This window comes from Actinomadura verrucosospora, assembly GCF_039540335.1.
Lineage (GTDB): Bacteria > Actinomycetota > Actinomycetes > Streptosporangiales > Streptosporangiaceae > Spirillospora > Spirillospora verrucosospora.
Genome location: NZ_BAABEV010000030.1, coordinates 47,957 through 71,205, shown reverse-complemented (window position 1 = coordinate 71,205; position 23,249 = coordinate 47,957). Strand labels below are relative to the sequence as shown.

The following is a 23,249-nucleotide window of genomic DNA, read 5'->3' as shown; positions in this document are numbered from 1 at the left end:
TCGATATGGTCGCGGATATGCCAAATGAACCCACCGGTGAGCGGTTGCTCGCCCGCCGCTACCGCCTGGTGACCCAGGTCGGCCGAGGCGGCATGGGGACGGTCTGGCAGGCGCACGATGAGGTCCTCGGTCGTGACGTTGCGGTGAAGGAGGTCATCCTCCCGCATGGTCTCACCGATGAGGAACGCGCCGTGCACCACAAGCGCACGTTCCGTGAGGCCCGCACCGCGGCCAGGCTCAGTCATCCGGGCGTCGTCGCCGTCTACGACGTCGTCGAGGAGGACGACCGCCCCTGGATCATCATGGAGCTCATCAGGGCGCGCTCCCTGGACCAGGTGATCAAGCAGGACGGGCCGATGGAGCCGCGCCGCGCCGCGGAGATCGCCCGGCAGATGCTCGCCGCGCTGCACGCCGCGCACGAGGCCGGCGTGCTGCACCGCGACGTCAAGCCGAGCAACGTGCTGATCACCGGCACGGGGCGGATGGGCGAGCGCGCCGTGCTCACCGACTTCGGCATCGCGACCGCCTCCGGCGACGCCACCCTCACCCAGACCGGGCTCGTCATGGGCTCGCCCGCCTACATCGCGCCGGAGCGGGCCCGGGGCCGCGTCGCCGGTCCGGCCTCCGACCTGTGGTCGCTGGGCGTCACCCTGTACGCGATGCTGCACGGCAAGTCGCCGTTCGAGCGTCCCGAGCCGATGGCCGCGCTGGTCGCGGTGATCTCCGACGAGCCCGACCCGCCGGAGAAGGGCGGCCGGCTCGTCCCGGTCATCGAAGGCCTGCTGCGCAAGAACCCCGACCAGCGGATGGACGCGATCGAGGCCGGCCGGATGCTGGACGACATCGTCCGGCAGGAGACCATCGACACCCAGCGGACGATGGCCGTCGAGTACCCGGTCGAGGAGGCGCCGGGGACGCAGACGACCATGCCGGAGGCCCCCGACGAGGCGCCCCGCCCGGCCGGCGCCGGCGACCGGCCCGACCAGCTCACCAGCTTCGACCTCCCGAGGGGGGCGCCGAGCGCGCCCGAGGCCGCGAACCCCGCCGAGACCGCGCCCGACCCCGACAGGGTCAGCTCCTGGCGGCCGGGGCCCCGCACCCAGCCCGCCGGACGGGTCACGGTCCCGAGCCGGGGGCCCGAGCCCGGCCCGGACACGCACTTCCCGCCGACGACCCACCACCCCTCCGCCGGACGGCCGGCGCTGGCGTCCAACCGCAACGTGCTGATCATCGCGGGGGTGGTGCTCCTCGTCATCCTGGTCATCGCGGGGATCGCGCTGGCCAGCAACGGCGGCGACGACAAGGGGAAGGGCGCGAAGAAGAGCGCCTCGACGCCGCCGGCCACGGGGAGGGCGTCCTCGTCCTCCCCGGTCAAGTCGAAGAACCCGAGCCCGGCCCTTCCCGCCGGGTTCAGGACGCACAAGGACCGCAGCGGCTACTCCGTTCCCGTCCCCGAGGGCTGGAAGGGACCCGAGCGCAAGAACGGCGGCGACTTCTTCTACGCGCCCGGACGCAAGACCTACATCCAGATCGACCAGACCGACGACCCCGGCCCGAGCGCGATCGACGACTGGCGGCGGCAGGAGCGGGGCGGCTCCGGCTGGCCCGGCTACAAGAAGCTCAGGATCGCCGCGACCGGCGACCACCCGCCGGTGCCCGACACCGGGAACGGCGACAAGTCGGCGGACTGGGAGTTCACCTACGACGGCGACGGAGGCCGGGTGCACATCCTCAACCGCGGGTTCGTGACGAAGGGGCACGGCTACGCGATCCTGCTGCGGGCCCCTGACGGCGACTGGGACGAGGTGTACTCCGAACTCCAGCCGGTCTACCGGTTCTTCAAGCCCGCGGACGCCTGATGGAGGGGCGGCTGCTGGCCGGTCGGTACCGGCTCGAATCGGTCGTCGGGCGCGGCGGCATGGGCACCGTGTGGCGCGCCTCCGACGAGACCCTCGACCGCGAGGTCGCGGTCAAGGAGGTCGTGCTGCCCGCGGGCCTGAGCGACGAGGAGCGCGAGAACCGGCACCGCCGCACGCTGCGCGAGGCCCGCGCCTCGGCCAGGCTGAACCACCCGGGCGTCGTGACCGTGCACGACGTCGTCGACGAGGACGGCCGGCCGTGGATCGTCATGGAGCTGGTGCGCGCCCGCTCCCTCCAGGAGGTCGTGGAGGAGGAGGGGCCGCTGCCGCCCGGACGGGTCGCGACCATCGGCGCGCAGATCGCGGGGGCGCTGCGGGCGGCGCACGCGATCGGCGTCCTGCACCGCGACGTCAAGCCGGCGAACGTGCTGGTCACCGGCGACGACCGGGCCGTGCTCACCGACTTCGGCATCGCCCAGGTGGCGGGCGACGCCACCCTCACCGGCACCGGGCTGATCATGGGGTCGCCCGCGTACATGTCGCCGGAGCGGGTGAACGGCGACCCGGCGATCCCCGCGTCCGACCTGTGGGCGCTCGGCGCCACCCTGTACGCGGCGACGGAGGGCAAGGCGCCGCACCACCGCAGCGACGCGATGGCGGTCCTCGCCGCCGTGATGACGCAGGACGTCCCGCCGCCGAGGAACGCGGGGCCGCTGGCGCCCGTCCTCACCGGGCTGCTGGAGCGCGACCCGGTGCGGCGGATGACCGGGGACCGGGCCGAGGCGGCGCTGAAGGCGGTCGCCTCCGGGCACGCCGCGGACGCGGCCGCCGCGCAGATCGCCGCGAACGAGGCGGCGGCCGCGGCCGCCGGCGCCACCTGGACCGCGACGCTCCCGTCCGGCGGGTCGCAGGCGGCACCGTCGCAGGCGGCACCGTCGCAGGCGCTCGCGCAGCCGTCCATTCCGGTGCCCGTCCCGCCCGAATCGACGGAGCACTTTCCGCACGGAACGTCCACGCAGTGGACGCAGGGAGCGCCCGCCGCCCCGGCGCGCGGGAAGTCCCCGGTCGTGCCGGTCCTCGCCGGCGTCGTCGTGGCGGCGGCGGTCCTGGCGATCGCCGGGTTCGCCTTCTGGCCGAAGAACTCCTCGGACGGCGGACCGGAACGGTCGCAGCCGCCGCAGGCCGCCGGGCAGGAGACGCCGGCCACGGGGAGCACGCCGACCGTGGCCTCGGACGACCCGGCGCCCTCGCCGAGTGCGAGCAGGCGGCCGATTCCCGCGGGGCTCGTCCCCGCGCGCGAGCGCGGCTTCACGATCGCGGTCCCGCGCGGGTGGCGGCGTTCGGTGCAGGGCAACAGCGTCGTCTGGACCGACCCCGCGTCCAGCGCCTACGTGCAGGTCGACCGGACGGTGTGGTCCGGCGACCCCTACGAGCACTGGGTCACCTGGGAGCGGGAGGCCATCGCCGACGGCAAGCTCCAGGGCTTCCAGCGCATCGGAGAGATCACCCGCACGACCGTCGCCGGGCGTCCGGCGGCCGACATCGAGTTCAGCTGGTCCCGCTCGGGCGGCACGCGCGCGAAGGACCGCGGCGTGATGGTGGACGGCCGGCCGTTCGCCATCGTGGTGGCGGTACCCACCTCCCAGTGGAACGAGAACGAGACACTCGTGAACAATGTCCTCGACACGTTCCAGCCCTCCGGGGTGGGATGACCAGTGGGGGGACCTTCTAGAGATGGCACAGGCACGTCTGCTCGGTAACCGCTACCGGCTCGACTCGGTGGTCGGCCGCGGCGGCATGGGCACCGTGTGGCGCGCCTTCGACACCATGCTGGACCGCGAGGTCGCGGTGAAGGAGGTCGTGCTCCCGCCCGGGCTGAGCGAGTCCGAGCGCGCCGTCCTCTACGAGCGGACGTTCCGCGAGGCCCGCGCGTCGGCGCGGCTGAACCACTCCGGGGTGGTGACCGTCCACGACGTCGTCGAGGAGGCGGACCGGCCCTGGATCGTGATGGAGCTGGTCCTCGCCCCGTCGCTGCAGGACATCATCGAGCGCGGCCCGATGGAGCACCGCCGGGTCGCCGACATCGGGCTGCAGATGCTCGGCGCGCTCCAGCACGCCCACCAGAAGGGCATCCTGCACCGCGACGTCAAGCCCAGCAACGTGCTGGTCACCGACACGGGACGGGCCGTGCTGACCGACTTCGGCATCGCGCAGATGGAGGGCGACTCGACCCTCACCCAGACGGGCCTGGTCATGGGGTCGCCCGCCTACATCGCGCCGGAGCGGGTGCAGGGCGAGCGCGCGGTCCCCGCCTCCGACCTGTGGGCGCTCGGCGCTACCCTGTACGCGGCCGTGGAGGGCCGCTCCCCGTACGAGCGGTCCGACGCGATGTCGTCGCTGCAGGCCGCGCTGACCGAGCCCGTGCCGCCCGCGCGGAACGCGGGGCCGCTCGGCCGGGTGCTGGAGGGGCTGCTCGCGCGCGAGCCGTTCGGCCGGATGACGGCGGAGCAGGCGCTGCCCCTGCTCACCCAGGTCGTGGCCGTCCAGCAGCCGTCCCCGCCGGTGCCGCCGCTGCCCTCGCGGGTGAACGAGACGATGACGGACGAGCCGTCCGCCCGCTACCTGCCCGACCGCGCCTCGGAGACCGTCCTCGACCCCGAGGACCTCGACCCGGTCACGCGCCGGGACGTGGGAGACGCCGTTCGCCGCGAGCCGGTGCGCCACGACCTCGGCGAACCCGAGCCGGTGACCCGCCGCGACCCGGGCCGGTTCCAGGACCGCGGCGCCTCGCACCCGCCGCCGCCCCCTCCCCAACCTCCGGAGCCGGCTCCGCGGACGCCGCTGGAGTCGGACTGGGTGCCGCCGCCCCCGTCCCAGCACCCGTCCGTGCAGCACCCGCCGGTGCGGCAACCGTCGGTCATCCAGCCGCATCCGAGCCTTCCGCCGCAGACGCCTCCGCCGTGGGAGCAGCCGCAGCAGTACGCGAACTGGCAGCAGCCGCCTCCGCCGCCCGTCCACGACCGTCCCGGAAGTGGCGGGGAGCGCCGCAAGACGGTGGTGGTCGTCACGGTCGCGGTCGTCCTCGTGGTGGCGGCCGTGCTGCTGGGCGCGTTCATCCTGCGCGGCAAGCTGGGCGCCGGCGCGCTGGGCGAGGCGCCCGGTCAGCCGGTGGCGAGGCCGCTGATCTGCGCTCCGCCGGCGGTGACGGCGGGCTGCTCGGAGACCACGTCGGTCATCACCATGTAGGGCGGCGTCAGCGGCGGAGGCGCCGCCGGAGTGAAGGTCACCGGGACGCCCAGCAGCTTGGACGACATCTTCGTCGTGTACATGACGACATCGCCGGTCAGCGTCAGGCTGCCGGTCCGGGTCCGCGCGGTGGCGCCGCCGTGCGAGGCCGTCTGGTCGACGTTCTTCAGGACGGCCTTGGACATGCTGAACTTCAGCGCCTTCACGGTCCCGCCCGCCGAGGGGAGGGACGCGACGCCGTCGTAGCTGAGCCCCGACATCGTCAGCGAGTCGGCGCGCAGCGTCCCGGCGTCGGTGTAGAGGCGCGGCCCGGTGCCCGCGTCCTTGGCCGGTGCGGGCGTCGCAGTGGGCGATGGCGTCGCGCTGGGCGAAGGCGTGGCGGTCGGGGCGGGTGTCGCGCTGGTGGTGGGCTGCGTGGACGGCGTCTGGCTCGGAGACGCGGTCTGGATCGCGGACGGCGCCGCCGAGGGGGCGGGGGTGGCCGAGGACGCCGCCACCGGGGAGGACGGCGATGGGGACGGGGACGGGGCGAGCAGGTGGATCCCCAGGACGGCCGGGAGCGCGAGGGCGGTCAGCCGCCCGCCGCGCGGCGCCGCGTGCGCGCCGTGACGGCCGTCCCGCGGCGTCGTGGCGGGCCGGGGCCCGTCCGGCGCGGGCGTCCAGGCGAAGCCGAGGGCGCCGCCGAGCAGGCCCAGCAGCATCCCGACGAGGAACCCGCCGAAGTTGGACGTGAGGAACGACGCCAGGGACAGCAGCACCGCGAGGATGCCGTAGAAGCTGCGCTGGGCGGGCTGGAACCACATCAGCGCGCCAGCGGTGACGAGCAGCGCGCCGATGAGCCAGCTCGCCACCCCGGCCATGCCCTGGTGGACGATGAGCGGCATCGGGGCCAGCGGGATCGCGACCAGTTCGACGCCGCCGAGGACGGCGAACACGCCTCCCCAGAAGGGGCGTGTCCGCCGCCAGCGGCGGAATCCGTGCGGCGCGCGGGGAGCGGACGGGGCGGGACGAGCGGGTCCGGTGGGAAGGGTCATGGCCTCAGAAGCACTCGGCGCCGAGCTTCATGCTGAGGTCGTTCAGCTTGAAGGTCCCGGCGGTGGTCGCCCACGCGACCTGCTTGACGTCGCGGAGCTCGATCGAGGACGCCTGCTGCCCGAACATGCCCGCCGGGCCCCTCGCCCCGTCCGGGCCCTTGTCCAGCGTGCTCGCGTCCCGGCCGATCTCGATGTCGGAGAACGTGGCGTCGGCGTTGAGCTGCTCCACGTCCAGGACGAGGTCGCTCGCCTCGACGGGCTTGGCGCCGGTGCCGGCGGTGAGCCGCAGCGTGAACGGGCCGACCTTCACCGACTGGCACATGTCGCGGATCTGCGCGGACCTGATGGCGGAGACCTGCACGGGGTGCTTGGCGCCGTCCTTGCCCGCGTCGACCCCGCCGTACTGGACGAAGCCCTGCCCGCTCAGCGAGTCGGCGCTGACCTTGAAGCTGCCGCCGGAGACGGCGAAGGAGGAGGCGATCGCGCCCTGCGCGGTCATGAAGACCAGGGCGCCCGCGCCGACCGCCGCGGGGGCGGCGATCGCGGCGAACCGCTTCCAGCGGACGCGGCCGGGCGCGGCGTCGGACGAGGGGGACATGGGGGCCTCCGGGGGGTCGTGGTCCGTGGGGGGACCGCGGTGACACGGGTCACTGGTGTGACGCAGAGTGCAAGTTACCCCCAAGTACTTACTTGCGACAAACCGGACAAGCATCATCAAAGGTAAAAGATTCCAGTTCTCTGACCTGCAAGATCATGTTCTGGAGACGCCGGCCGCCCTGGAGGGGAGTGAGGACGAGAGCGGCTACGATAAGTAGCCGCTGACGTGCGCGGGAACCCCGCCCTCGCAGGGGATCGAGAAGGATCGAGAGGGGCGCTCAGCCGCCCGCGGCCAGCGTGTCGAGCGCCGTCCGCAGGTCGGCGACGTGAGCTTCCAGCTCGTCGGCGGGCTCGCCGGACCGCAGCCGGGCGACGTCCGCCTCGATGCGGGCGACCCGCTGGTCCAGGGCCGCGAGGAGCCGGTCGCACCCTGCCGGGGAGGCCCCGCCCTCGCCCTCCTCCAGCGTCTGGCGCAGCAGCAGCGCCTGCTGCTGGAGCTGCTGGTTGCGGCGGTGCAGCTCGACGAACACCGAGACCTTCGCGCGCAGCAGCCACGGGTCGAACGGCTTGGTGAGGTAGTCGACCGCGCCCGCCGCGTAGCCGCGGAACGCCTGCTCCCCGGCGCCGCCGCCCGCGGTGAGGAAGATGATCGGGACGTCCCGGGTGCGCGGCCGGGCCTTGATGTGCTCGGCCGTCTCGAACCCGTCCATCTCCGGCATCACGACATCGAGCAGGATCAGCGCGAAGTCATCGTTCAGCAGCTCCTTCAGGGCGGCCTGGCCGGAGGTGACCGACACGACCTCCACCGGCAGCGCGTCGAGCACGGCCGCGAGGGCGGTGAGGTTCTCCTCGCGGTCGTCGACGGCCAGAATCCTCGCGTCGTGCGGCACCGGACTCCCTCACGTCGGTGACGGCCTGCGCCGTCCACCCTGTCATGGTCCTGCGGGGGAGGACAGCGAATCCCCGCAGAGTAAAATTTCTAGGGCAGCCAGCCCGGTTTGACCAGCCCCGACTCGTAGGCGAACACCACGAGCTGCGCCCGGTCCCGCGCCCCGAGCTTCACCATCGTACGGCTGACGTGCGTTTTGGCCGTCGCGGGGCTCACCACGAGCCGGGCCGCGATCTCCTCGTTCGACAGTCCCTCGCCGACCAGCGCCATCACCTCCCGCTCACGCTCGGTGAGCGCGTTCAGCCGCGGCGAGGGCGCCGGCTCCTTGGCCCGCGCGGCGAACTCCGAGATCAGCCGCCGGGTCACGCCGGGCGACAGCAGCGCGTCCCCGTCCGCGACGGCCCGGACGGCGTGGATCAGCTCCACCGGCTCGGTGTCCTTGACCAGGAACCCGCTCGCCCCGCCGCGCAGCGCCTCGAACACGTACTCGTCCAGCTCGAACGTGGTGAGGATCACGATGTGCACGCCGTCCAGCCGCTCGTCGGAGGCGATCCGCCGGGTCGCCTCCAGGCCGTCCAGGCCGGGCATGCGGATGTCCATCAGGATGACGTCGGGACGCAGCCGGCGGGCCAGCGCCACCGCCTCCTCGCCGTCGCCCGCCTCCCCGGCGACCTCGATGTCGGGCTGCGCGTCCAGCAGCGCCCGGAACCCGGCCCGCACCAGCACCTGGTCGTCGGCCAGCAGCACCTTGATCATCGCGCACCCTCCTCGGGCCCGGCCGGGCCGGCGTCCAGCGGCAGCCGCGCCCGCACGCCGAAGCCGCCGCCGGGTCGCGGACCGGCCTCGAACGCGCCGCCGAGCGCGGCGGCCCGCTCGCGCATGCCGCGGATCCCGCTGCCGCCCGGCCGGTCGTCCAGCAGGGACACGCCCCGGCCGTCGTCCTCGACCTCCACCACGACCTCGTGCTCACCGTAGGCGATGCGGACCCGCGCCGTCACCGGTCCGGGACCGGCATGGCGGGTCACGTTCGTCAGCGACTCCTGGACGATGCGGAACGCGGCCAGGTCGGCGCCTGCGGGCAGCGGCCGCCGCTCCCCGGTGACCTCGGCCTCGACGTCCAGCCCCGCGGACCGCGCGCGGGCCAGCAGGTCGTCCAGCCCCTCCAGCCCGGCGGTCGGGGCGCGGGGCGCGGTCTCGCCCTGCGCCCGCAGCGCGCCGATCACCCCGCGCATCTCGGTGAGCGCCTCCTTGCTGGCGTCCTTGATGGCGGCGAGCGCCGTCCGGGCCTGCTCGGGGTTCTCGTCCATCAGGTGCAGCGCCACGCCCGCCTGCACGTTGATCATGGAGATGTTGTGCGCGAGCACGTCGTGCAGCTCGCGGGCCATCAGCAGCCGCTCCTCGCTGGCCTGGCGGCGCTCCTCCTCGGCGCGCGTGCGGGCGGTCTCGGCGGCGCGCTGCCGGCTCATCCGGATCAGCTCGGCCGTGACGAGCACCACCAGCGCCCAGCCGACCACGAAGCCCGACCCGCCGAGCGTCGGCTCCTCGACCGGGAACGGGCCGCCCTGACCGCGCTCGGCGGCCGGGACGCCGATCAGCGCGGTGAGGGAGAAGAACGCGGCGAGGCCGACGCCCGTCCCCGCCCAGACCAGCAGCCGGTGCCCGGCGGTGACGGCCGCCATCATCGCGACGGCCAGCGCCAGCGGCGCCGGGCCGTAGGTGTAGGCGCGCAGGAAGTACAGGGCGGTCACCGCCGCGGTGGAGCACACCGTGAACACCGGGTGCCGGCGCCGGAACAGCAGCAGGACCGGTCCGGCGAGGAGCAGCGCGAAGCCGAGCGCGTCCAGGTCGGTGTGCCCGATGGACGCGCTCCCGTGCTCCCACGGCGGTCCGCCGGTCCGCCCTCCCGGCGGCCGCTCGCCCTGCGCGCCCAGCGACCCGCCCACCTGGAGGAACGCGACCAGCAGCGGGACGACCCACACCGGCCACGCGGCGGGCCGCGGCCAGCGCGGCGGCGAAGTGCTCATTCCTGCACGTTAAGTCATGGGTGTGCCGGGCCACGTCGGCCCTGAGGAGTCAGCGCCCCTACTCCGCGGGAGGTATCCGGAGCCGCGCCCCCAGCCACGTCAGGACGGACGGAAGCGCGGAGGGACCTTCGCCCGGAAACGTCTCGACGCGCATCGGCGGCCGCGCCAGCGCGGCGAACCGCCGGGCCTGCTCGTCGCCCCTCGCCGCCCCGACCAGGATCGACACCGGGGGCGGCGGGACGTTCTGGAGCCGCCACAGCAGGTCGTCGCCGAGCCGGTAGCGCTCGCTCCCGCCGTAGAGGTCGCCCGCCGGCGCGCCGAACCGGCCGCCGACGTTCGCGGCGGCGGCGAACCGGTCGGAGCGCACCATGGCGAGCCGCGCCGCGCACCATCCGCCGTCGCCCGTCCCCGCCAGACCCCACCCCTCGCGGGCCTCCGTCACCCGGTACTGCGAGGCCAGGGCCTCCGGAAGGTCCTGCGAGAGGTAGGTCTCGCCGAGCGTGGCGTGACGCCCCGGCACGTCCACGCAGTCGGCGGCGCCGCGGAGCCGCACCATCGCGTACACCATCGGCCGCGTCCTCCCGGCGGCCCGGAGCAGGCCGGCGTCCCGCAGCCGGTCCGCGGGCGCGCCGTCCCCCATGAGGACCACCACGGGCAGCCGCCCGGCCCGTTGGAAGTACTGCGGCGGGAGGTAGACGTAGGCCTCGGCGTCCAGGCCGCTCCGCGCGCCGTGGACGGTCAGGCGGTCGACCCGCCCGTCCTTCGCGGGGTCGGCCGTGTGCCCCGCCCGCTTCGGGCCGAGGCCGGTCACGGTGCGCTCCACGAGGCGTCCCGCCGCGCGCTGCGGCTGGACGTGCTCGACCCGGAGGCGCGCGGGATCGTTGCCGAGCAGGTCGTTCCACGTCGCGTAGAACACGAAGTACCGGTTGGCCAGCAGCAGGATCGACGTGGTGAGCGCGGCCTGCGTGGCCAGCAGGAGCCCGGAGCGCGCCAGCACGGCCCGCACGCCCGTCCCCGCGAGCCGCCGCCACAGGACGACGGCCGCCACCGCGCAGCCCAGCGCCAGCAGGCACACGGGCCCGATGAGGGCCGCGCTCACCGGTTCCATGTCACCCTCCCCGCAGCCGTGCGCTCAGCCACCTGATGGACGGCGGGATGTACTTGCGGAACGTCTTGAAGTTGTGGCCGCCGCTGCGCAGCAGCACCTTGTCCACGACCAGCGGAGGGCGCGCGGCCCGCATGAACCGCTGCGCCGACGGGAACGTCTTCTCCCCGGTGTCCGCCGACGCCACCAGGATCGACACCGGCGGCGCGGGAAGGCGCCGCAGCCGCCAGACGAGGTCGTCGCTCTGCCGCACGGCCCTGCTCCCGCCGTACAGGTCGCGGGTCGTCGGGTCCATCAGCGCGTCGAAGTGCCCGGCCATGCTGACGGCGGCGGAGAACCGGTCGGAGTGCCGCATCGCCAGCTTCGCGGCGCAGAACCCGCCGGTGGAGTACCCGGCGAGCGCCCAGCCGCTCCGGTCCCGCGGCACGCGGTAGGTCTCGGCGACCGCCTCGGGGACGTCCTGCGCGAAGAACGTCTCGACCTGCGGACCGCCGGGCACGTCGGCGCACTCGGTGTCCCAGCCCCGCACGACGGTCGGCCGCATCATCACGTAGATCATCGGCCGGATCAGGCCCCGCGCCTGCGCCCGCGCGGCGTCCTCGGGGACGTGCCCCTGGCGGATCCACACGAGCCGGTCCGCCGCCGGGTACCCGGCCAGCAGGACCACGACCGGGAAGCGGCGGGCGGCGTAGGCGCGCTGGAAGTACTGCGGCGGCAGGTACACGTACGCCTGCGACGCCAGTCCCGTCCGGACGCCGCGGATGTCGAGGCGCTCGACCTGGCCGTCCTTCGCCGGGACGTGCTCGGCACGCGGTCCGGGGTCGAGGCCCGCCTGCACCGTCCGCACGACCCTCGTCGCGGCGGCCGCGTTCCCCCCGTTCGGCCGGTGCTCCTGGGCGCCTCCGCCGGCGGCGCTCAGCAGGTCCGTCCACGAGCCGTAGAACAGGTAGTGCGCGTTCAGGGCCGCGACCAGCGTGAGCAGGACGGATAACTGGCAGCCCGCGAGCATCAGCGCGCGGGCCCCCACGGCCCGGGCGCCGGGGGCCGCGGCACGCGGCCAGGCCCGCACGGTCGCGGCCATGCAGCCGAAGGCCAGCAGGAAGAGCAGGCTCAGCGTCCCCGCGCTCGTGAGTCCCACGCACCTACTACGACCGAGGGGCGGAAAAAGTTCAGCGGTCCCAGCGGAGGGGCAGATGCGCGAAGCCGTGCCGGGCGCTCGACCGCAGCATCACCGGCTCGCCCGCCGGCCGCGGCAGGCCGGGCCGTTCGAGCAGCGCGGCGAGCAGGGCGCGCAGATGCACCCGCGCGAGCCGCGCGCCCAGGCAGGCCCGGTGCCCGAACCCGAAGCACAGATGGGGCGGGGCGTCCCGCAGGAACCGGTCGGGGACGAAGCGCCCCGGCTCGGGGAACACCTCGTCATCGTGGTTCGCGGACACCAGCCACAGCATGACCTCCTCGCCCGCGAGCAGCGGCACGTCGCCGACGACCGTGCCGCGCTGCACGGTGCGCCGGACGTGCAGCACGGGCGTCCACCAGCGCAGCATCTCCTCGACCGCGCTGTCGAGGAGCCGGTCGTCCCGCCGCCCGTCGCGGAGCCGGACGTACTCGGCGGGGTGGCGCAGCAGGGCGTGCAGGCCGCCGGCGAGGGTGTTGCGCAGCGTCTCCGGGAGGTCGCGGGCGACCTCCCGGACGAAGTCGACTCTCTCCCGCGGCGGGATCCGCGCGAGCATCGCCTCCACGGGAGGGTCCATGTCGATCAGCTCGTCCTCGCCCGACGGCTCCTCCCCGCTCAGCGGGCCGTGCACGACGCCGTCCACCTGCGGGGAGAACGTCTCCGGGTGCGCGAGGGCATGCCGGACGTCGCGGTGGCGCAGCACGGCCCAGGCGCCCGGCCGTCCCGCCGTGCGCCCGTCCAGCCACACCACCGGCGTCCGCGTCCGGAGCCGTTCGAGCCTGTCGTAGGGGACCCCGCGCACGTAGGCGTCCGGGCAGTCGAGGACCCCCGCGTCGGAGACGGGCGGCGTGCCTCGCCGTTGAGGCATGGGTACCTCCTCTCCCCAGGCAGACGCTAACGCGTCACGGTCGCCCGTTGAAGGGCCAGGTCCGGCCGTCCCCGCCCGGAATCCCGCCGAAACACGCGGCGGCTAGCCCGCGATCCACTCTCCGGTCTCCACGCTGACCAGACCGTGCCGGGCGGCCTCGATCACCGCCTCCCGCTGGGAGTGCACCCCCAGCTTGCTGAGGACGCTCTGGACGTGGCTGCGCGCCGTGCTGCGCGTCACCCCCATCGCCCGGGCGAGGGTCTGCGTGGACTCGCCGCGCGCCAGCCGGGTCAGCACCTCGCGTTCCCGGGGCGTGAGGAACCGGGCGAACCTGCGCGACTGGTCGCGTCCCCGGGCGTCACCGCGGCGGATCTCCTGGTCGACGACGATCTCGTCGTCCGCGACACGGCGCAGCACGGCGAGGATCTCGCCGGTCTGCTGCCCCTTGTGCGCGAACCCGCGGACCCCGGCCGCGAGGCCCGCCTCCAGCACGGGCCGCTCCAGGAATCCGGTCAGCACGACGAACCTCGTCCGCGGGGACGAGCCGCGCAGCCGCGGCATCCAGTCGAGCGCGGTGCCGGACGGGAAGTGCAGGTCGATGAGGCACAGGTCGGGCTGCCTGGCCCGGAGCACGGGCAGCGCCTCGGCGGGGGAGTAGGTCACCTCCACGACGCTGTGCCCGGCGCTGCTCAGCACCAGGGACAGCGACTCGGCGAAGACCGCGTGGTCGTCGCAGATCACCATCCTCATGGGTGGGGCCGCCAGTCGTCGGAGCAGGCGTCGGCGAGGGCGCCCGCCGCGCGGTCCTCCGGGGGCGGCGCCGCGGGCAGCAGCATGCGGACGCGCGCGCCGCCCATCTCGCTGGTGCGGATCTCCAGGCCGCCGCCGTACCCGGAGATGAGGTCGTGCACGATGCCGAGCCCCAACGACGCCAGCCCGGGCCGGGCCGGTCCTCGCCCCGCCGGTGTCCCCAGGCCCGCGCCGAACCCCGGGCCGTCGTCGTCGACCTGGATGACGAGCCGGCCCCGCGCGGCCTCGACGTGCACGTCCACGCGTCCCTCCGCGACGCGGCACGCGTTCTCGAGGACGTTGCGGACCGCGCGCCATAACGACACCGGGTCCATGTGCGCCCACGCCTCGCCGGCGGTGAGGCGTATCTCGTGCGGGGTGACGAGCCGCATCCCGGTGACGACCTCGGCGGTGAGGTCGTCCACCCGGATCCGCTCCGGGGCGGGCGCCGGGCGGTCGTCGTCCTCGTCGAGCCGGCGGAGCAGGTGGTCGAGCCACCGGGTCTCGCCGAGCAGCTGGTCGATGCGGGCCCGGCTGGTGTCGCCGAGGTCGTCCGCGACGGCGACGGCCGAGGCCAGCATGATGATCGTGCCGAGTTCGTGGCGGATGTCGTGCCGCAGCCGCCTGCGCCACAGCTGCCGCCCGCCGCGGTCGGGGGGTCCCGTCCGGTCATGGTGTTCGTGGCGCACGCCCTCGCGGCCGCCCGTGCCCGCGAGCGCCCGCGCGCCCGGGGCAGTGTCCGCTCGGGAAGATCGAGCCCGCCCGTTGCCCATGACGACCACCGCCCGCTATTCCAGCACCCAGTCGACGATCGCCCGGCGGCCCCGCGGATGTCCAGTAGATCGTCCGTAATATGTACCTTTTGTCCGGAAGCGGTCATTGCCCGGGGGAGTGTGAACTCGATCTGTTTCCGGGCGTCTCGGCCGACGTATCAACACCGTGCATATAGTGCTTTCATGCTGACGGCGTAGCCGCTTTACGCACTCCGGCGGGTGTGCCGGCGGGGCCCGAAGGGCGACAGTCTGGACATGCCGACTGTCACATTTATCGGACATGCGGGGGTGTCGGTGGACGCGGCCGCGTTCCATCTGCTCGCGGACCCGTGGCTGGCTCCGACCGGGGCCTTTCTCGGCGCCTGGCACCAGTACCCGAGAAACGATCATCTGGATCTCGCTCCGTTGCTCGACGCGGACTGGGTGGCGGTCTCGCACGAGCATCTCGACCATTTCGACCCGTGGGTCATCGAGCGCCTTCCCGCGCGGACCCGGATCCTCATTCCGTGTTATCCCGGACCCGCCTTCCGGGAACGCATCACGGCCGCCGCGGGCGGGCGTCAGGTCATCGAAATACGGCCGTGGGAGAAATTCACGCTCGACAATCGCGGCTCCTGGATCACCGTCATTCCAGAACTGTCGCCCATGTGCCATGACGCCGCCTTTCTGATCGTGGCGGACGGTCGCGCGATCCTGCACTGCAACGACGCCAGGCTCACCGCCGCGCAGGCCCGCCGGGCCAAGCACATGGCGGGAGGCCGGCTCGACCTGATGGCGCTCCAGACGTCCGGGGCGTCCTGGCACCCGATCTGCTACGAGTACTCCGCCGCCGAGATGGCCGAGGTCTCGGCGGCCAAGCGCGTCTCCAAGCTGCGCGCGGCGCAGCGGCTCGTCCGGCAGACCGAGCCCGTGCTGGCGGCCCCGTTCGCCGGGCCGCCGTGCTTCCTGGACGCCGAGGTCGAGCACCTCAACCGGGTGCTCGACCAGGCGGACGGCGCGTTCTGCGACCCGGAGGTCGCCACCGGCTGGCTGCGCGAGCATCTGCCGGGGCAGCGCTGGGAGTGCTTCAAGCCGGGCGACGCCGTCGACCTGGACACAGGGGAGATCACCCGTGACCCGGTCTCGGCGGTGTTCTCCTTCGCCGACGACGCCCGGGGCGACTACCTCAGGCGGTACGCCGCCGACCGGGCCGGCGCCATCGCCGGCGTGCTGGCGGACCACCCCGAGCCGGGCCCGGACCTGTTCGACAGGTTCACCGCCCACTTCGCGCGCCTCGGCGGGCTCAGCGACTACTTCCTCCGGCGGATCTCGATGATCGTCCGGTTCGACGTCACCGGTCCGCACGGCGGTTCCTGGGACGTCGACTTCTCTCCCGGCGGCCTCACGGTGGCGCAGGCGTCCCCCGGCGTCCGCCCGCACTACCGGATCACCACCGCGGCCCGCTGGCTGGACGGCGTGCTCACCGGCCGGATGGCGTGGGAGGACCTGCTCATCTCGTTCCGGCTCAGCCTCTACCGCGATCCCGACGTCTACAACGACCACCTGGTCGGACTGCTCAAGCACGCGAACGCGCCGGCGCTGGAAGCCGTCGAGGCGTACGAGACCGGGCGGGACGAGAGCGAGCGCATCGTCGTCGCCGACGCCGGCGCCCGCTACGACATCCCGCGGTACTGCCCGCACGCCGGTGAGGACCTGTCGGTCGGCTCGGTCGTCCGGGACGGGCGGATCCACTGCCTGGCCCACAACTTCGCCTTCGACCTCGCCACCGGCGAGTGCCTCAACGCCCGCGCCGCCAACCTCACCAGCCGAGCCCTCTGACCGCGCCGCGGGGGCGGCGCGGGAGGCGGGGGGCTGCGCAGGATCACAAAGGCGTTACAAAGGGTGAGAAACGGGCAGTTCCGGAACAGAAGAAAGATCACTGCATGTTAAGTTCTTGACCTGCTCGTTCGGGGGTTTCAAAGGGGTGCGCGGTTGAACCGCAGGAAGCTCGGCCTGATGGCCGTCGCGTTGATTCTGGCCGTCGGTGTGATGGAGGTCCTGGCCCTGAGGCTCGGGTCACTGGAGTTCCAGGTTCCGTCGAAGTCGCGGCATCCGGCCGTCGCCGACCAGCCCGGCGGTAACTGACCTCCGCGCCGGTCAGGGCCTCTCAGCGCGCCGTGTTGCGTGCCCGCATGAGGCTCTGCAGGTCGGGGTGGGCGCCGCCGGAGGCGTCCGCGAGAGTGGGGCAGGCCCACTTCTCCTGGTGTCCCCAGGAGTAGGAGATCTCCAGCGGCGGCCGCGGCGCGAGCCGGTCCCAGCGCGCGAGGATCGCGCGGAACTGGGCCCGCGTCGGCAGCCAGTACTGCTTGTCTCCCTCGGTGCAGCCCTGCCCGAACGTCTGCAGGACGGGCGCGACCTTGGCGCGCGGGATGCCGGCGGCGTCCGCCATACGGACCATCCGGTCGATCGCCCCGATGTCGCAGTGCTCGCGCGCCTCCGGGGAGCCCTTGCAGGGGTAGGGGTCCAGGCCGACCAGGTCGACGCCGACGCGCCGCGGCGTGAGCGGTCCCATCGGCCAGTCGGTCAGCGAGATGAACGAGACCTGCCCTGGCGCGTTCCGGTCGATGTAGCGGGCGCGGCGGCGGATCTCACCGGCGACCTCCGGGCAGTCGCCGGTGTTGGGCTCGTCCGACAGGTACCACCCGTACACCTTCGGGTCGCGCCCGAACCGCTGGACGGCACGCTGGAACTCGTCCCAGCCGAGCGCGAAGTCGCCGCAGGTGAAGTTGCCGACCCACAGCAGCGCCCGCATCCCGGCGGGGACCCCGGCGACGAGCGACGGGTCCGCTTCGACGTCCACCAGGTCATAGCCGAGCGCCCGGAGCCGCGGATAGTCCGACGGCCGGGTGTTCAGCGCGATCCGGCGGGTCCCGCCGGGCTCGGTCGCGGGCGTCCCCGGCGCGGCGGACGGCCCCCGGTACGGCCGGTGGTCCGACGTCCGCCGGTGCAGGTGGAAAAGGAATCCGGCCGCCAGCACGACCGCCGTGGCGACGGCCGCGATCTTGAATCGGGCGTCCTGGACGTCCATCCCGCGTCACTCCCCGAAGGCGATGGTCAGGCGGCGGAACCGGGCTCCTCGGCGGCGCGCACCGGCCGCTCCCGCGCCTCCTCGACGGCGGCCTCGTGCACGGCCCCGGCGGCGTCCACCCGCAGGGGCGGGACCGTGAAGCCGAGGAGGTGCCGGACGGTGTCCCAGAGCGCGCCGAGCGTGGCCCGCATCGACGGGTCCCGCAGGTACACGGCGTCGACCGCGACCCGCGCCGGGACGATCCGCTCGATGTAGCCGGCGAGGTCGACCTCCTCGCCGGGGCCGAGCACGTCGAAGTCGCGGAACCGGACCTCCGACACGCCCGTCAGGCCGGGCCGGTGGTCGAAGATCCAGCGGTGCCGCCCGTCGTAGTGGACGGCGAGGTCGTAGGTCTCCGGGCGCGGCCCGACGAGGGTCATCTGGCCGCGCAGGACGTTCACCAGCTGCGGCAGCTCGTCCAGCGACCACCGGCGCAGGATCTTCCCGGTCCGCGTCAGGCGCGGGTCGCGGTTGGCGGTGACGGCGAGGCCGCCGACGCCCTGCCGCATCGTCCGGAACTTGTACATGGTGAACGGCCTCCCGCCCTGCCCGACCCGCGTCTGCCGGAACACGCCCGGCCCCGGGCTGGACAGCCGCACCAGCAGGTAGACGACCAGCAGCGGGACGCTGAGGAGCAGCAGCCCGGCGGCCGCTCCGGCGACGTCCAGGACGCGGCGCGCCGTGGACGGGGGGACGCCGTCGGACGTGTCGACGGGACGGCTCGCGAACTCGGACATGATCACCCCTTGTCTTCGGGTGCGGGGGGCGGCGGCGCGGCCTTCCCGACGCGCCGGAACAGGACGAGCAGCGCCGCCGTCGTGGCGACGAACGAGATGGACGTGGCGACCGCGGCGCCGACCGCGCCGTGCGCGGGGATCAGGACCACGCCGAGGACGACGACGACCGCGAGCCCGATGCCCTGCCCCGCGGACGCGGCGCCCGGCCGCCCGACCCCGTACAGGCAGGCCATGACGAGCCCGGTGACCCCGAAGGTCACGACGCCGGCGAGCCGGACGTAGGTCGGCACGACCGCGTCGTCGAACACGTCGCCGAAGATCCACGGCAGCGCGGTCCCGGCGATGAGGGCGAGCGGCAGCGCGGCCAGGGCCGACACGCCGAGCGCGGGCAGGATCAGGCGGGACGTCCGTTTCATCGCGGTGTCCCGGTCGTCCTTGGCGAAGTCCGGATACAGGATGTAGTTGACCGCGAGGCCGGGAAGCTGCACGAGCTCGGCGAACTTGCTCGCGACCGTGTACACGCCGAGCACCTTCGGCCCGGCGAGCGCGCCGAGCAGCGCCATGTCGAACCGCAGTTGCAGCAGGTCGATGAGCTGGCCGAGGTAGCCGCGGAGCCCGTACCCGGCGATGGACCGGCCGAGCCGCCGGTCGGGGCGCCCCCACCCGGCGAAGAACCCGCGCCGCGCGAGCCGCCGGGCGATCCACGCGGCGGCGGCGACGTCGGCGAGCACCAGCCCGCTGATCAGCGCGCCGGGCCCGTACCAGCCGGTGAGGAGCACGAGGTAGATCGGCAGGAACACGAACTCCTCGACGGCGATGGCGAGGCTCGCGCCCGGCTGGTCGCCGGTCCCCTGCAGCAGGCCCTTGCCGACCGAGACGAAGCCCTGCGTGAAGGACGGCGCGGCCGCGGCGACCGCGACCCACAGCCCGAACGACTTGAAGAACACCAGGTAGACCAGCGGGCTGAGCGCCAGCCAGCCCGCACCGGAGATCGTCGCGCCGATCACGGTCAGCCACGCCAGCGTGGGCCGTACCCGGCTCTGGTCGTAGTCGCTCCGGGCGAGGAAGTACGGCGCCGCGCCCGGCAGCCCGGCGCTGGACAGCTGGCACAGCAGCCCCGGCAGGATCCGGACGAGCGTGAACGCGCCGACGAGCTCGGGCCCGCCGATCCGCGCCACCAGGATCGTCGCCACGCCGAGCGAGGCGAGCGCGCCGACCCGTCCCGCCACGTTCCCCGCGACCAGCGTCAGCAGCCTGCGCCGTGCGTTTCTCCCGCCGCCCTCCGGTTCGGGAGTTCGGGGCGGCGGCACGGCGACCGCCGCACCGTTCAGGTTCGGCGGGGGGCCGGGCATGGCCGATGAGACGGCGGGCGTGCTCGCCCGCGGCCGGAGACGCCGGCGGACGGAGGAGTCGCCGCGGCGTCCGAAGAGGTCGAGCGCGGCGATCAGCCCGAAGATCGCCCAGCCGTGGCGGTAGTGGAGCGTCTCGTAGAACAGGCCGGAGACGAGGAAGACGGCGACGAGCGCGCCGAACAGCTCGGGACGCGGGACGAGCCGCGCGTACTCGCCGGTCAGCGCGTCCCGGCGGGCGATCCGCACGCACTTCAGCAGCAGGACGAAGACCAGCGCGATGAGCGCGACGCCGCCGAGGAAGCCGCGCTCCAGGACCGCGGCGACGTAGTCGTTGTGCGCCTCCCGGACGTAGGTCTCCTGCCGCACCAGCATCTGGCGCTCGGTCTGGCCGGGCCCGATGCCCCACGGATGCGTCTGGTCGTCGATCATCTGGAGGGTGGTGGCGAGGACCGTGCCGCGCGAGTTCGTGCTCTCCCCGGTCGTCCGCCCGATGGAGTCGCGCAGGATCGGCGACGCCTGGCCGGCCTGGTCCAGATACGGCTGGACGTCGACCTGGGCGACGACCGCGACGCCGGCCCCGCCGACGAACACGGCGAACAGGCCGACGGCGATCGCGTGGTGCGCTCTGCCCTCGCGGACCAGCCGGAACAGGTGGCCGAGCAGGACCGCGACGCAGAGCGCGAGCAGCCCGCCGTTCGAGCCGGTGAGGATCTCGGCGGCGAGCAGGATCCCGCAGACCGCCCACCTCTTCCCCCCGGCCCCCGGATACCGGGTCGCGCGGGCGACGAAGAAGACGCAGATGAACCAGTTGGACGCGTAGTTCGCGTCGCCGAACGTGAACATCGCGCGCTCGCCGTCGATCTGCTTGCCGGACAGCGCCTCGATGCCCAGCACGAAACCGACGATCATGACGGCGGCGTAGCTCGTCCCGATCCACACGAACGCGCGGAGCGCCGCCCTCAGCAGCGCCGGGTCGCGGCCGAGGTTGGCGAGGCTCACCGCCCACAGCAGCACGAACATGTCCTTGAGCAGGGTGAGCGCGCCCGCCTCGTTGACGATGGCGGCGACCCCGCCCGCGATGATCGTCATCAGGGTCGGGACGAGGAACGGCCACCGGACCGGGTGCCCGCGGGTGCCCGCCCACACCAGCGTCGTCGCGATGAGCCCGACCAGCGCGAGGTCGGGCAGCCCGGTGTTGCCGGGGCCCGGCGGGAGGCCGCCCGGCATCAGCATCGGCAGCGAGGCGATGCCCGCGACCAGCACGGCGGCCGCCGGCCGCGGGCCGCGCCTCAGCGGCGGCGGCGCGGGCGGGGCCTCGATCACCGTGGTCATGGCCGGCGCGAGTCGCCTCGGTAGGTCTCGTCCAGGACGGTCCCGAGGTATCCGGGCGAGAACCACTCGCCGACCCTGGCCCGGGCCCGCTCCGCCATCCGCGCGGCGGCGGACGGATCGTTCAGCAGCGCCGACATCCCGGCGGCGAGCCCGGCGGGATCCCCGGGCGGGACGAGCACGCCGGTCTCCCCGGCGAGCACGAGGTCCTGGTTGGACGGGACGGCCGTCGCGACCAGCGGGATCCCCGCCCCGATCGCCTCGACCAGCACGCACGGGAGACCCTCCCAGCGGCTCGCCATCGCCATCACGTCGAAGGCGGGAAGCACGTCGGCGACGTCGCCGCGGTGCCCGAGCCAGCGCATCCGCTGGCCGACGCCGAGCCTCGCGGTGAGCCGCTCCACCTCGCCCGCCATCGGGCCGCCGCCGACCCACAGGCCGAACACGTCGTCCGGAAGCCGGGCGATCGCCCTGGCGAAGATCTCCGGTCCCTTCTGGAACGTCAGCCGCCCGACCGACCCGACGACCCTCACGCCGAGCGGCAGGCCGAGGCGGCGGCGGGCCTGAACGCGGGAGCCGGGCGCGGCCGCGTAGGCGTCCACGTCCACGGCCGGCCAGGACAGCCGGACCCGCTCCGGCGTGGTCAGCCCGAGCCGCAGAGCCGTCGTCACCGTCTCCGACCCGATCGCGAGGAACGCGTCGGTGCGCTTCGCCGCCATCCGTTCGAGGCGGATGTAGAGGTGCCGCCGGGCCCGCGACTGGAACTCGTTGAACGGGAACCCGTGCCACGTGTGGACGATGCGGGGGACGCCCGCGCGGGCCGCCGCGATCCGTCCGAGCACGCCGCCCTTCGCGCTGTGGGTGTGGACGACGTCGTACCGCCCCTCCGCCAGGACGCTGGTCAGTGTCCTCAGCGCGGCGAGGTCGTCGCGCGGGGACACCTGCGGTACCAGCGGCCCCACCTGGACGATCTCCATCCCGGCCGCGTGCGCCCGCCCGGTGAGGTCGCCGGCGGCGGCGTTGGCGACGGCCTCCTCCCCGTAGAGGACGCCGTCGCCGGTGGCGGAGGCCGTGCTGTCCATTCCGACGCCACCGGTGACGATCGTGCGCTGGTAGTCGCCGTCCGGCAGCGCCAGCGCACCGTTCAGCGCGACCTGGCCGGCGCCCCCGTTGAGCCGGGTGATCACCGTGGCGACCCTGAGCTTGCGGGCGGTGCTCACGCGCTCCGGCTCCGCAGCGCCGCGGAGAGCGCGGCGACGACGCGTTCGACGCCGTCGGCCGTCAGCCCCGGATACAGCGGCAGCGACAGTAACTCCTCACCGACCCGGTCGGTCACCGGCACGCGCGCGCATTCCTCGGCGCCGAGGATCCGCCGGTAGGCCGTCATCTGGTTCGCCGGGATGAAGTGCACGGACGTCGCGACGCCCGCCGCCTCCAGTTCGGCGCTGACCGCGTCCCGGTCCGGCACCCGGACCTGGTAGAGGTGCCAGGCGTGCTGCACGCCGTCCAGGTCGCGCTGCGGCAGGACGAGACCGGGCAGCCCCCCGAGCTCCGCGTCGTAGCGGGCCGTGATCTCGGCGCGGTCCCGCTGCCAGCCCGGCAGCGCCGCGAGCTGCGCCCGCCCGATCGCCGCCTGGACGTCGGTCATGTTGGCCTTCAGCCCGACCGTCTTCACGTCGTACCGCCAGCTGCCGCCGGGCAGGTACCGCTTCCACGAGTCCTTGCTCATCCCGTGCATCCGCATCGCGCGGACCCGGTCGGCGAACTCCCCGTCGCTCGACGCCACCGCGCCGCCCTCGCCGATCGGCATGTTCTTGGTGGCGTAGAAGGAGAAGCAGGCCGCGAACGACTCCGACCCGACCGGCCTGCCGCCGCGTCCGGCGCCGGGACCGTGCGCCGCGTCCTCGACGACCTTCGTCCGGTCCAGGCCCGCCGCCGCGGCGAGCGCCGCGACGTCCACCGGGTAGCCGCCCTGGTTCTGGACGACCATCGCCGCGGGAACGGCGCGGCGGGCCGCCGCCGCGACCGTCTCGGGACTCGGGACCAGCGTGTCCTCGTCGATGTCGACCAGCACGGGCCGGTGCCCCGCGTGCAGGATCGCGTTGATCGCGCCGCAGAACGTCAGGCTCGGCGTCAGCACCGCCGAACCCGGGGGGAGGTCCAGCGCCCGCAGGCACAGCTCCAGCGCGGCCGTGCACGAGGAGACCGCGACGACGTGCGCGGCGCCCAGATGATCGGCGAACTCCTGCTCGAACGCGGCCGTCTGCGGCCCCGTCGTGATCCAACCCGAGTCGAGCACCTTGACGACGGCGTCGGCGGCCTCACCGGACACCGACGGAACCGTGAACGGAACGGACGTACTCATCT

At 74.0% G+C, this 23,249-nt stretch carries 20 protein-coding genes; 5 read left to right on the top strand and 15 right to left on the bottom strand.

The annotated features are described in order from the left end of the window. Positions 1–17 precede the first annotated feature (17 nt). Genes ABD944_RS27845 through ABD944_RS27835 form a run of 3 tightly spaced genes read left to right on the top strand, consistent with a single transcriptional unit; the run spans position 18 to position 5,105 of the window. On the top strand, positions 18–1,859 hold the full coding sequence (locus tag ABD944_RS27845; RefSeq protein WP_345181650.1) for a serine/threonine-protein kinase: 1,842 nt from the start codon (positions 18–20) through the stop codon (positions 1,857–1,859). Beyond that, on the top strand, positions 1,859–3,571 hold the full coding sequence (locus tag ABD944_RS27840; protein ID WP_345181648.1) for a protein kinase domain-containing protein: 1,713 nt from the start codon (positions 1,859–1,861) through the stop codon (positions 3,569–3,571). The genes ABD944_RS27845 and ABD944_RS27840 overlap by 1 nt, the downstream gene beginning before the upstream one ends. Before the next feature lie 22 nt (positions 3,572–3,593). Further along, on the top strand, positions 3,594–5,105 hold the full coding sequence (locus ABD944_RS27835) for a serine/threonine-protein kinase (protein WP_345181646.1): 1,512 nt from the start codon (positions 3,594–3,596) through the stop codon (positions 5,103–5,105). On the opposite strand, the gene ABD944_RS27830 is transcribed toward ABD944_RS27835, so the two are convergent. The 10 genes from ABD944_RS27830 to ABD944_RS27785 form a co-directional block, all read right to left on the bottom strand. Further along, on the bottom strand, positions 5,021–6,139 hold the full coding sequence (locus ABD944_RS27830; RefSeq protein ID WP_345181644.1) for a DUF6114 domain-containing protein: 1,119 nt from the start codon (positions 6,137–6,139) through the stop codon (positions 5,021–5,023). The two genes, ABD944_RS27835 and ABD944_RS27830, sit on opposite strands and share 85 nt — an antisense overlap. Before the next feature lie 4 nt (positions 6,140–6,143). Continuing rightward, a complete protein-coding gene (locus ABD944_RS27825) occupies positions 6,144–6,737 on the bottom strand; it encodes a DUF6230 family protein (protein WP_345181643.1) in 594 nt (197 codons plus the stop codon). Between the two features lie 277 nt (positions 6,738–7,014). Beyond that, positions 7,015–7,626, bottom strand: coding sequence for a response regulator (locus ABD944_RS27820; protein WP_345181641.1), 612 nt, complete (start codon positions 7,624–7,626; stop codon positions 7,015–7,017). An 89-nt stretch (positions 7,627–7,715) separates the two neighbouring features. Next, complete coding sequence (locus ABD944_RS27815) at positions 7,716–8,381, bottom strand: response regulator (protein ID WP_185027840.1); 666 nt, start codon at positions 8,379–8,381, stop codon at positions 7,716–7,718. Continuing rightward, positions 8,378–9,649: a sensor histidine kinase gene (locus tag ABD944_RS27810; protein ID WP_345181638.1), complete on the bottom strand. Its 1,272-nt coding sequence runs from the start codon at positions 9,647–9,649 to the stop codon at positions 8,378–8,380. The genes ABD944_RS27815 and ABD944_RS27810 overlap by 4 nt, the downstream gene beginning before the upstream one ends. Before the next feature lie 58 nt (positions 9,650–9,707). Then, on the bottom strand, positions 9,708–10,757 hold the full coding sequence (locus ABD944_RS27805) for an alpha/beta hydrolase (RefSeq protein ID WP_345181636.1): 1,050 nt from the start codon (positions 10,755–10,757) through the stop codon (positions 9,708–9,710). Position 10,758: 1 nt separating this feature from the next. Further along, positions 10,759–11,892 (bottom strand): alpha/beta hydrolase, encoded by a 1,134-nt coding sequence (locus ABD944_RS27800; RefSeq protein WP_345181634.1) that lies wholly within the window; start codon positions 11,890–11,892, stop codon positions 10,759–10,761. A 31-nt stretch (positions 11,893–11,923) separates the two neighbouring features. Beyond that, the gene (locus ABD944_RS27795; protein ID WP_345181632.1) at positions 11,924–12,796 is read right to left on the bottom strand and encodes a cytochrome P450; all 873 of its coding nucleotides are present in this window, start codon (positions 12,794–12,796) and stop codon (positions 11,924–11,926) included. 102 nt (positions 12,797–12,898) lie between these two features. Continuing rightward, positions 12,899–13,546, bottom strand: a complete 648-nt coding sequence (locus ABD944_RS27790; protein WP_345181630.1) for a response regulator transcription factor — start codon at positions 13,544–13,546, stop codon at positions 12,899–12,901. Then, a complete protein-coding gene (locus ABD944_RS27785; RefSeq protein WP_345181628.1) occupies positions 13,543–14,274 on the bottom strand; it encodes a sensor histidine kinase in 732 nt (243 codons plus the stop codon). Before ABD944_RS27785 ends, ABD944_RS27790 begins: the two co-directional genes overlap by 4 nt. A 339-nt stretch (positions 14,275–14,613) precedes the next feature. Between ABD944_RS27785 and ABD944_RS27780 the strand changes: the two genes are divergently transcribed. Both ABD944_RS27780 and ABD944_RS27775 read left to right on the top strand, forming a co-directional pair. Beyond that, the gene (locus ABD944_RS27780; protein WP_345181626.1) at positions 14,614–16,176 is read left to right on the top strand and encodes a Rieske 2Fe-2S domain-containing protein; all 1,563 of its coding nucleotides are present in this window, start codon (positions 14,614–14,616) and stop codon (positions 16,174–16,176) included. Between the two features lie 153 nt (positions 16,177–16,329). Further along, positions 16,330–16,482: a hypothetical protein gene (locus ABD944_RS27775; protein WP_345181624.1), complete on the top strand. Its 153-nt coding sequence runs from the start codon at positions 16,330–16,332 to the stop codon at positions 16,480–16,482. 22 nt (positions 16,483–16,504) lie between these two features. Here ABD944_RS27775 and ABD944_RS27770 read toward each other — a convergent pair whose 3' ends face one another. Genes ABD944_RS27770 through ABD944_RS27750 form a run of 5 tightly spaced genes read right to left on the bottom strand, consistent with a single transcriptional unit; the run spans position 16,505 to position 23,247 of the window. Then, the gene (locus ABD944_RS27770; protein WP_345181622.1) at positions 16,505–17,425 is read right to left on the bottom strand and encodes a hypothetical protein; all 921 of its coding nucleotides are present in this window, start codon (positions 17,423–17,425) and stop codon (positions 16,505–16,507) included. A gap of 26 nt (positions 17,426–17,451) precedes the next feature. Continuing rightward, on the bottom strand, positions 17,452–18,201 hold the full coding sequence (locus ABD944_RS27765) for a sugar transferase (RefSeq protein WP_345181620.1): 750 nt from the start codon (positions 18,199–18,201) through the stop codon (positions 17,452–17,454). A 2-nt stretch (positions 18,202–18,203) separates the two neighbouring features. Beyond that, entirely contained in the window at positions 18,204–20,885 is a 2,682-nt protein-coding gene (locus tag ABD944_RS27760) for an O-antigen ligase family protein (protein ID WP_345181618.1), read from the bottom strand. Continuing rightward, complete coding sequence (locus tag ABD944_RS27755; protein WP_345181616.1) at positions 20,882–22,102, bottom strand: glycosyltransferase; 1,221 nt, start codon at positions 22,100–22,102, stop codon at positions 20,882–20,884. Before ABD944_RS27755 ends, ABD944_RS27760 begins: the two co-directional genes overlap by 4 nt. Beyond that, positions 22,099–23,247: a DegT/DnrJ/EryC1/StrS family aminotransferase gene (locus ABD944_RS27750; RefSeq protein ID WP_345181614.1), complete on the bottom strand. Its 1,149-nt coding sequence runs from the start codon at positions 23,245–23,247 to the stop codon at positions 22,099–22,101. The genes ABD944_RS27755 and ABD944_RS27750 overlap by 4 nt, the downstream gene beginning before the upstream one ends. Positions 23,248–23,249 lie beyond the last annotated feature (2 nt).

Bases quoted from the DNA above. Each gene is read 5' to 3' on its own strand.
- ABD944_RS27810 (WP_345181638.1), bottom strand. From the start codon at position 9,649: ATGAGCACTTCGCCGCCGCGCTGGCCGCGGCCCGCCGCGTGGCCGGTG.
- ABD944_RS27760 (WP_345181618.1), bottom strand. From the start codon at position 20,885: ATGACCACGGTGATCGAGGCCCCGCCCGCGCCGCCGCCGCTGAGGCGC.
- ABD944_RS27815 (WP_185027840.1), bottom strand. From the start codon at position 8,381: ATGATCAAGGTGCTGCTGGCCGACGACCAGGTGCTGGTGCGGGCCGGG.
- ABD944_RS27750 (WP_345181614.1), bottom strand. From the start codon at position 23,247: ATGAGTACGTCCGTTCCGTTCACGGTTCCGTCGGTGTCCGGTGAGGCC.
- ABD944_RS27780 (WP_345181626.1), top strand. From the start codon at position 14,614: ATGCCGACTGTCACATTTATCGGACATGCGGGGGTGTCGGTGGACGCG.
- ABD944_RS27765 (WP_345181620.1), bottom strand. From the start codon at position 18,201: ATGTCCGAGTTCGCGAGCCGTCCCGTCGACACGTCCGACGGCGTCCCC.
- ABD944_RS27835 (WP_345181646.1), top strand. From the start codon at position 3,594: ATGGCACAGGCACGTCTGCTCGGTAACCGCTACCGGCTCGACTCGGTG.
- ABD944_RS27795 (WP_345181632.1), bottom strand. From the start codon at position 12,796: ATGCCTCAACGGCGAGGCACGCCGCCCGTCTCCGACGCGGGGGTCCTC.
- ABD944_RS27845 (WP_345181650.1), top strand. From the start codon at position 18: ATGCCAAATGAACCCACCGGTGAGCGGTTGCTCGCCCGCCGCTACCGC.
- ABD944_RS27790 (WP_345181630.1), bottom strand. From the start codon at position 13,546: ATGAGGATGGTGATCTGCGACGACCACGCGGTCTTCGCCGAGTCGCTG.
- ABD944_RS27825 (WP_345181643.1), bottom strand. From the start codon at position 6,737: ATGTCCCCCTCGTCCGACGCCGCGCCCGGCCGCGTCCGCTGGAAGCGG.
- ABD944_RS27770 (WP_345181622.1), bottom strand. From the start codon at position 17,425: ATGGACGTCCAGGACGCCCGATTCAAGATCGCGGCCGTCGCCACGGCG.
- ABD944_RS27840 (WP_345181648.1), top strand. From the start codon at position 1,859: ATGGAGGGGCGGCTGCTGGCCGGTCGGTACCGGCTCGAATCGGTCGTC.
- ABD944_RS27805 (WP_345181636.1), bottom strand. From the start codon at position 10,757: ATGGAACCGGTGAGCGCGGCCCTCATCGGGCCCGTGTGCCTGCTGGCG.
- ABD944_RS27830 (WP_345181644.1), bottom strand. From the start codon at position 6,139: ATGACCCTTCCCACCGGACCCGCTCGTCCCGCCCCGTCCGCTCCCCGC.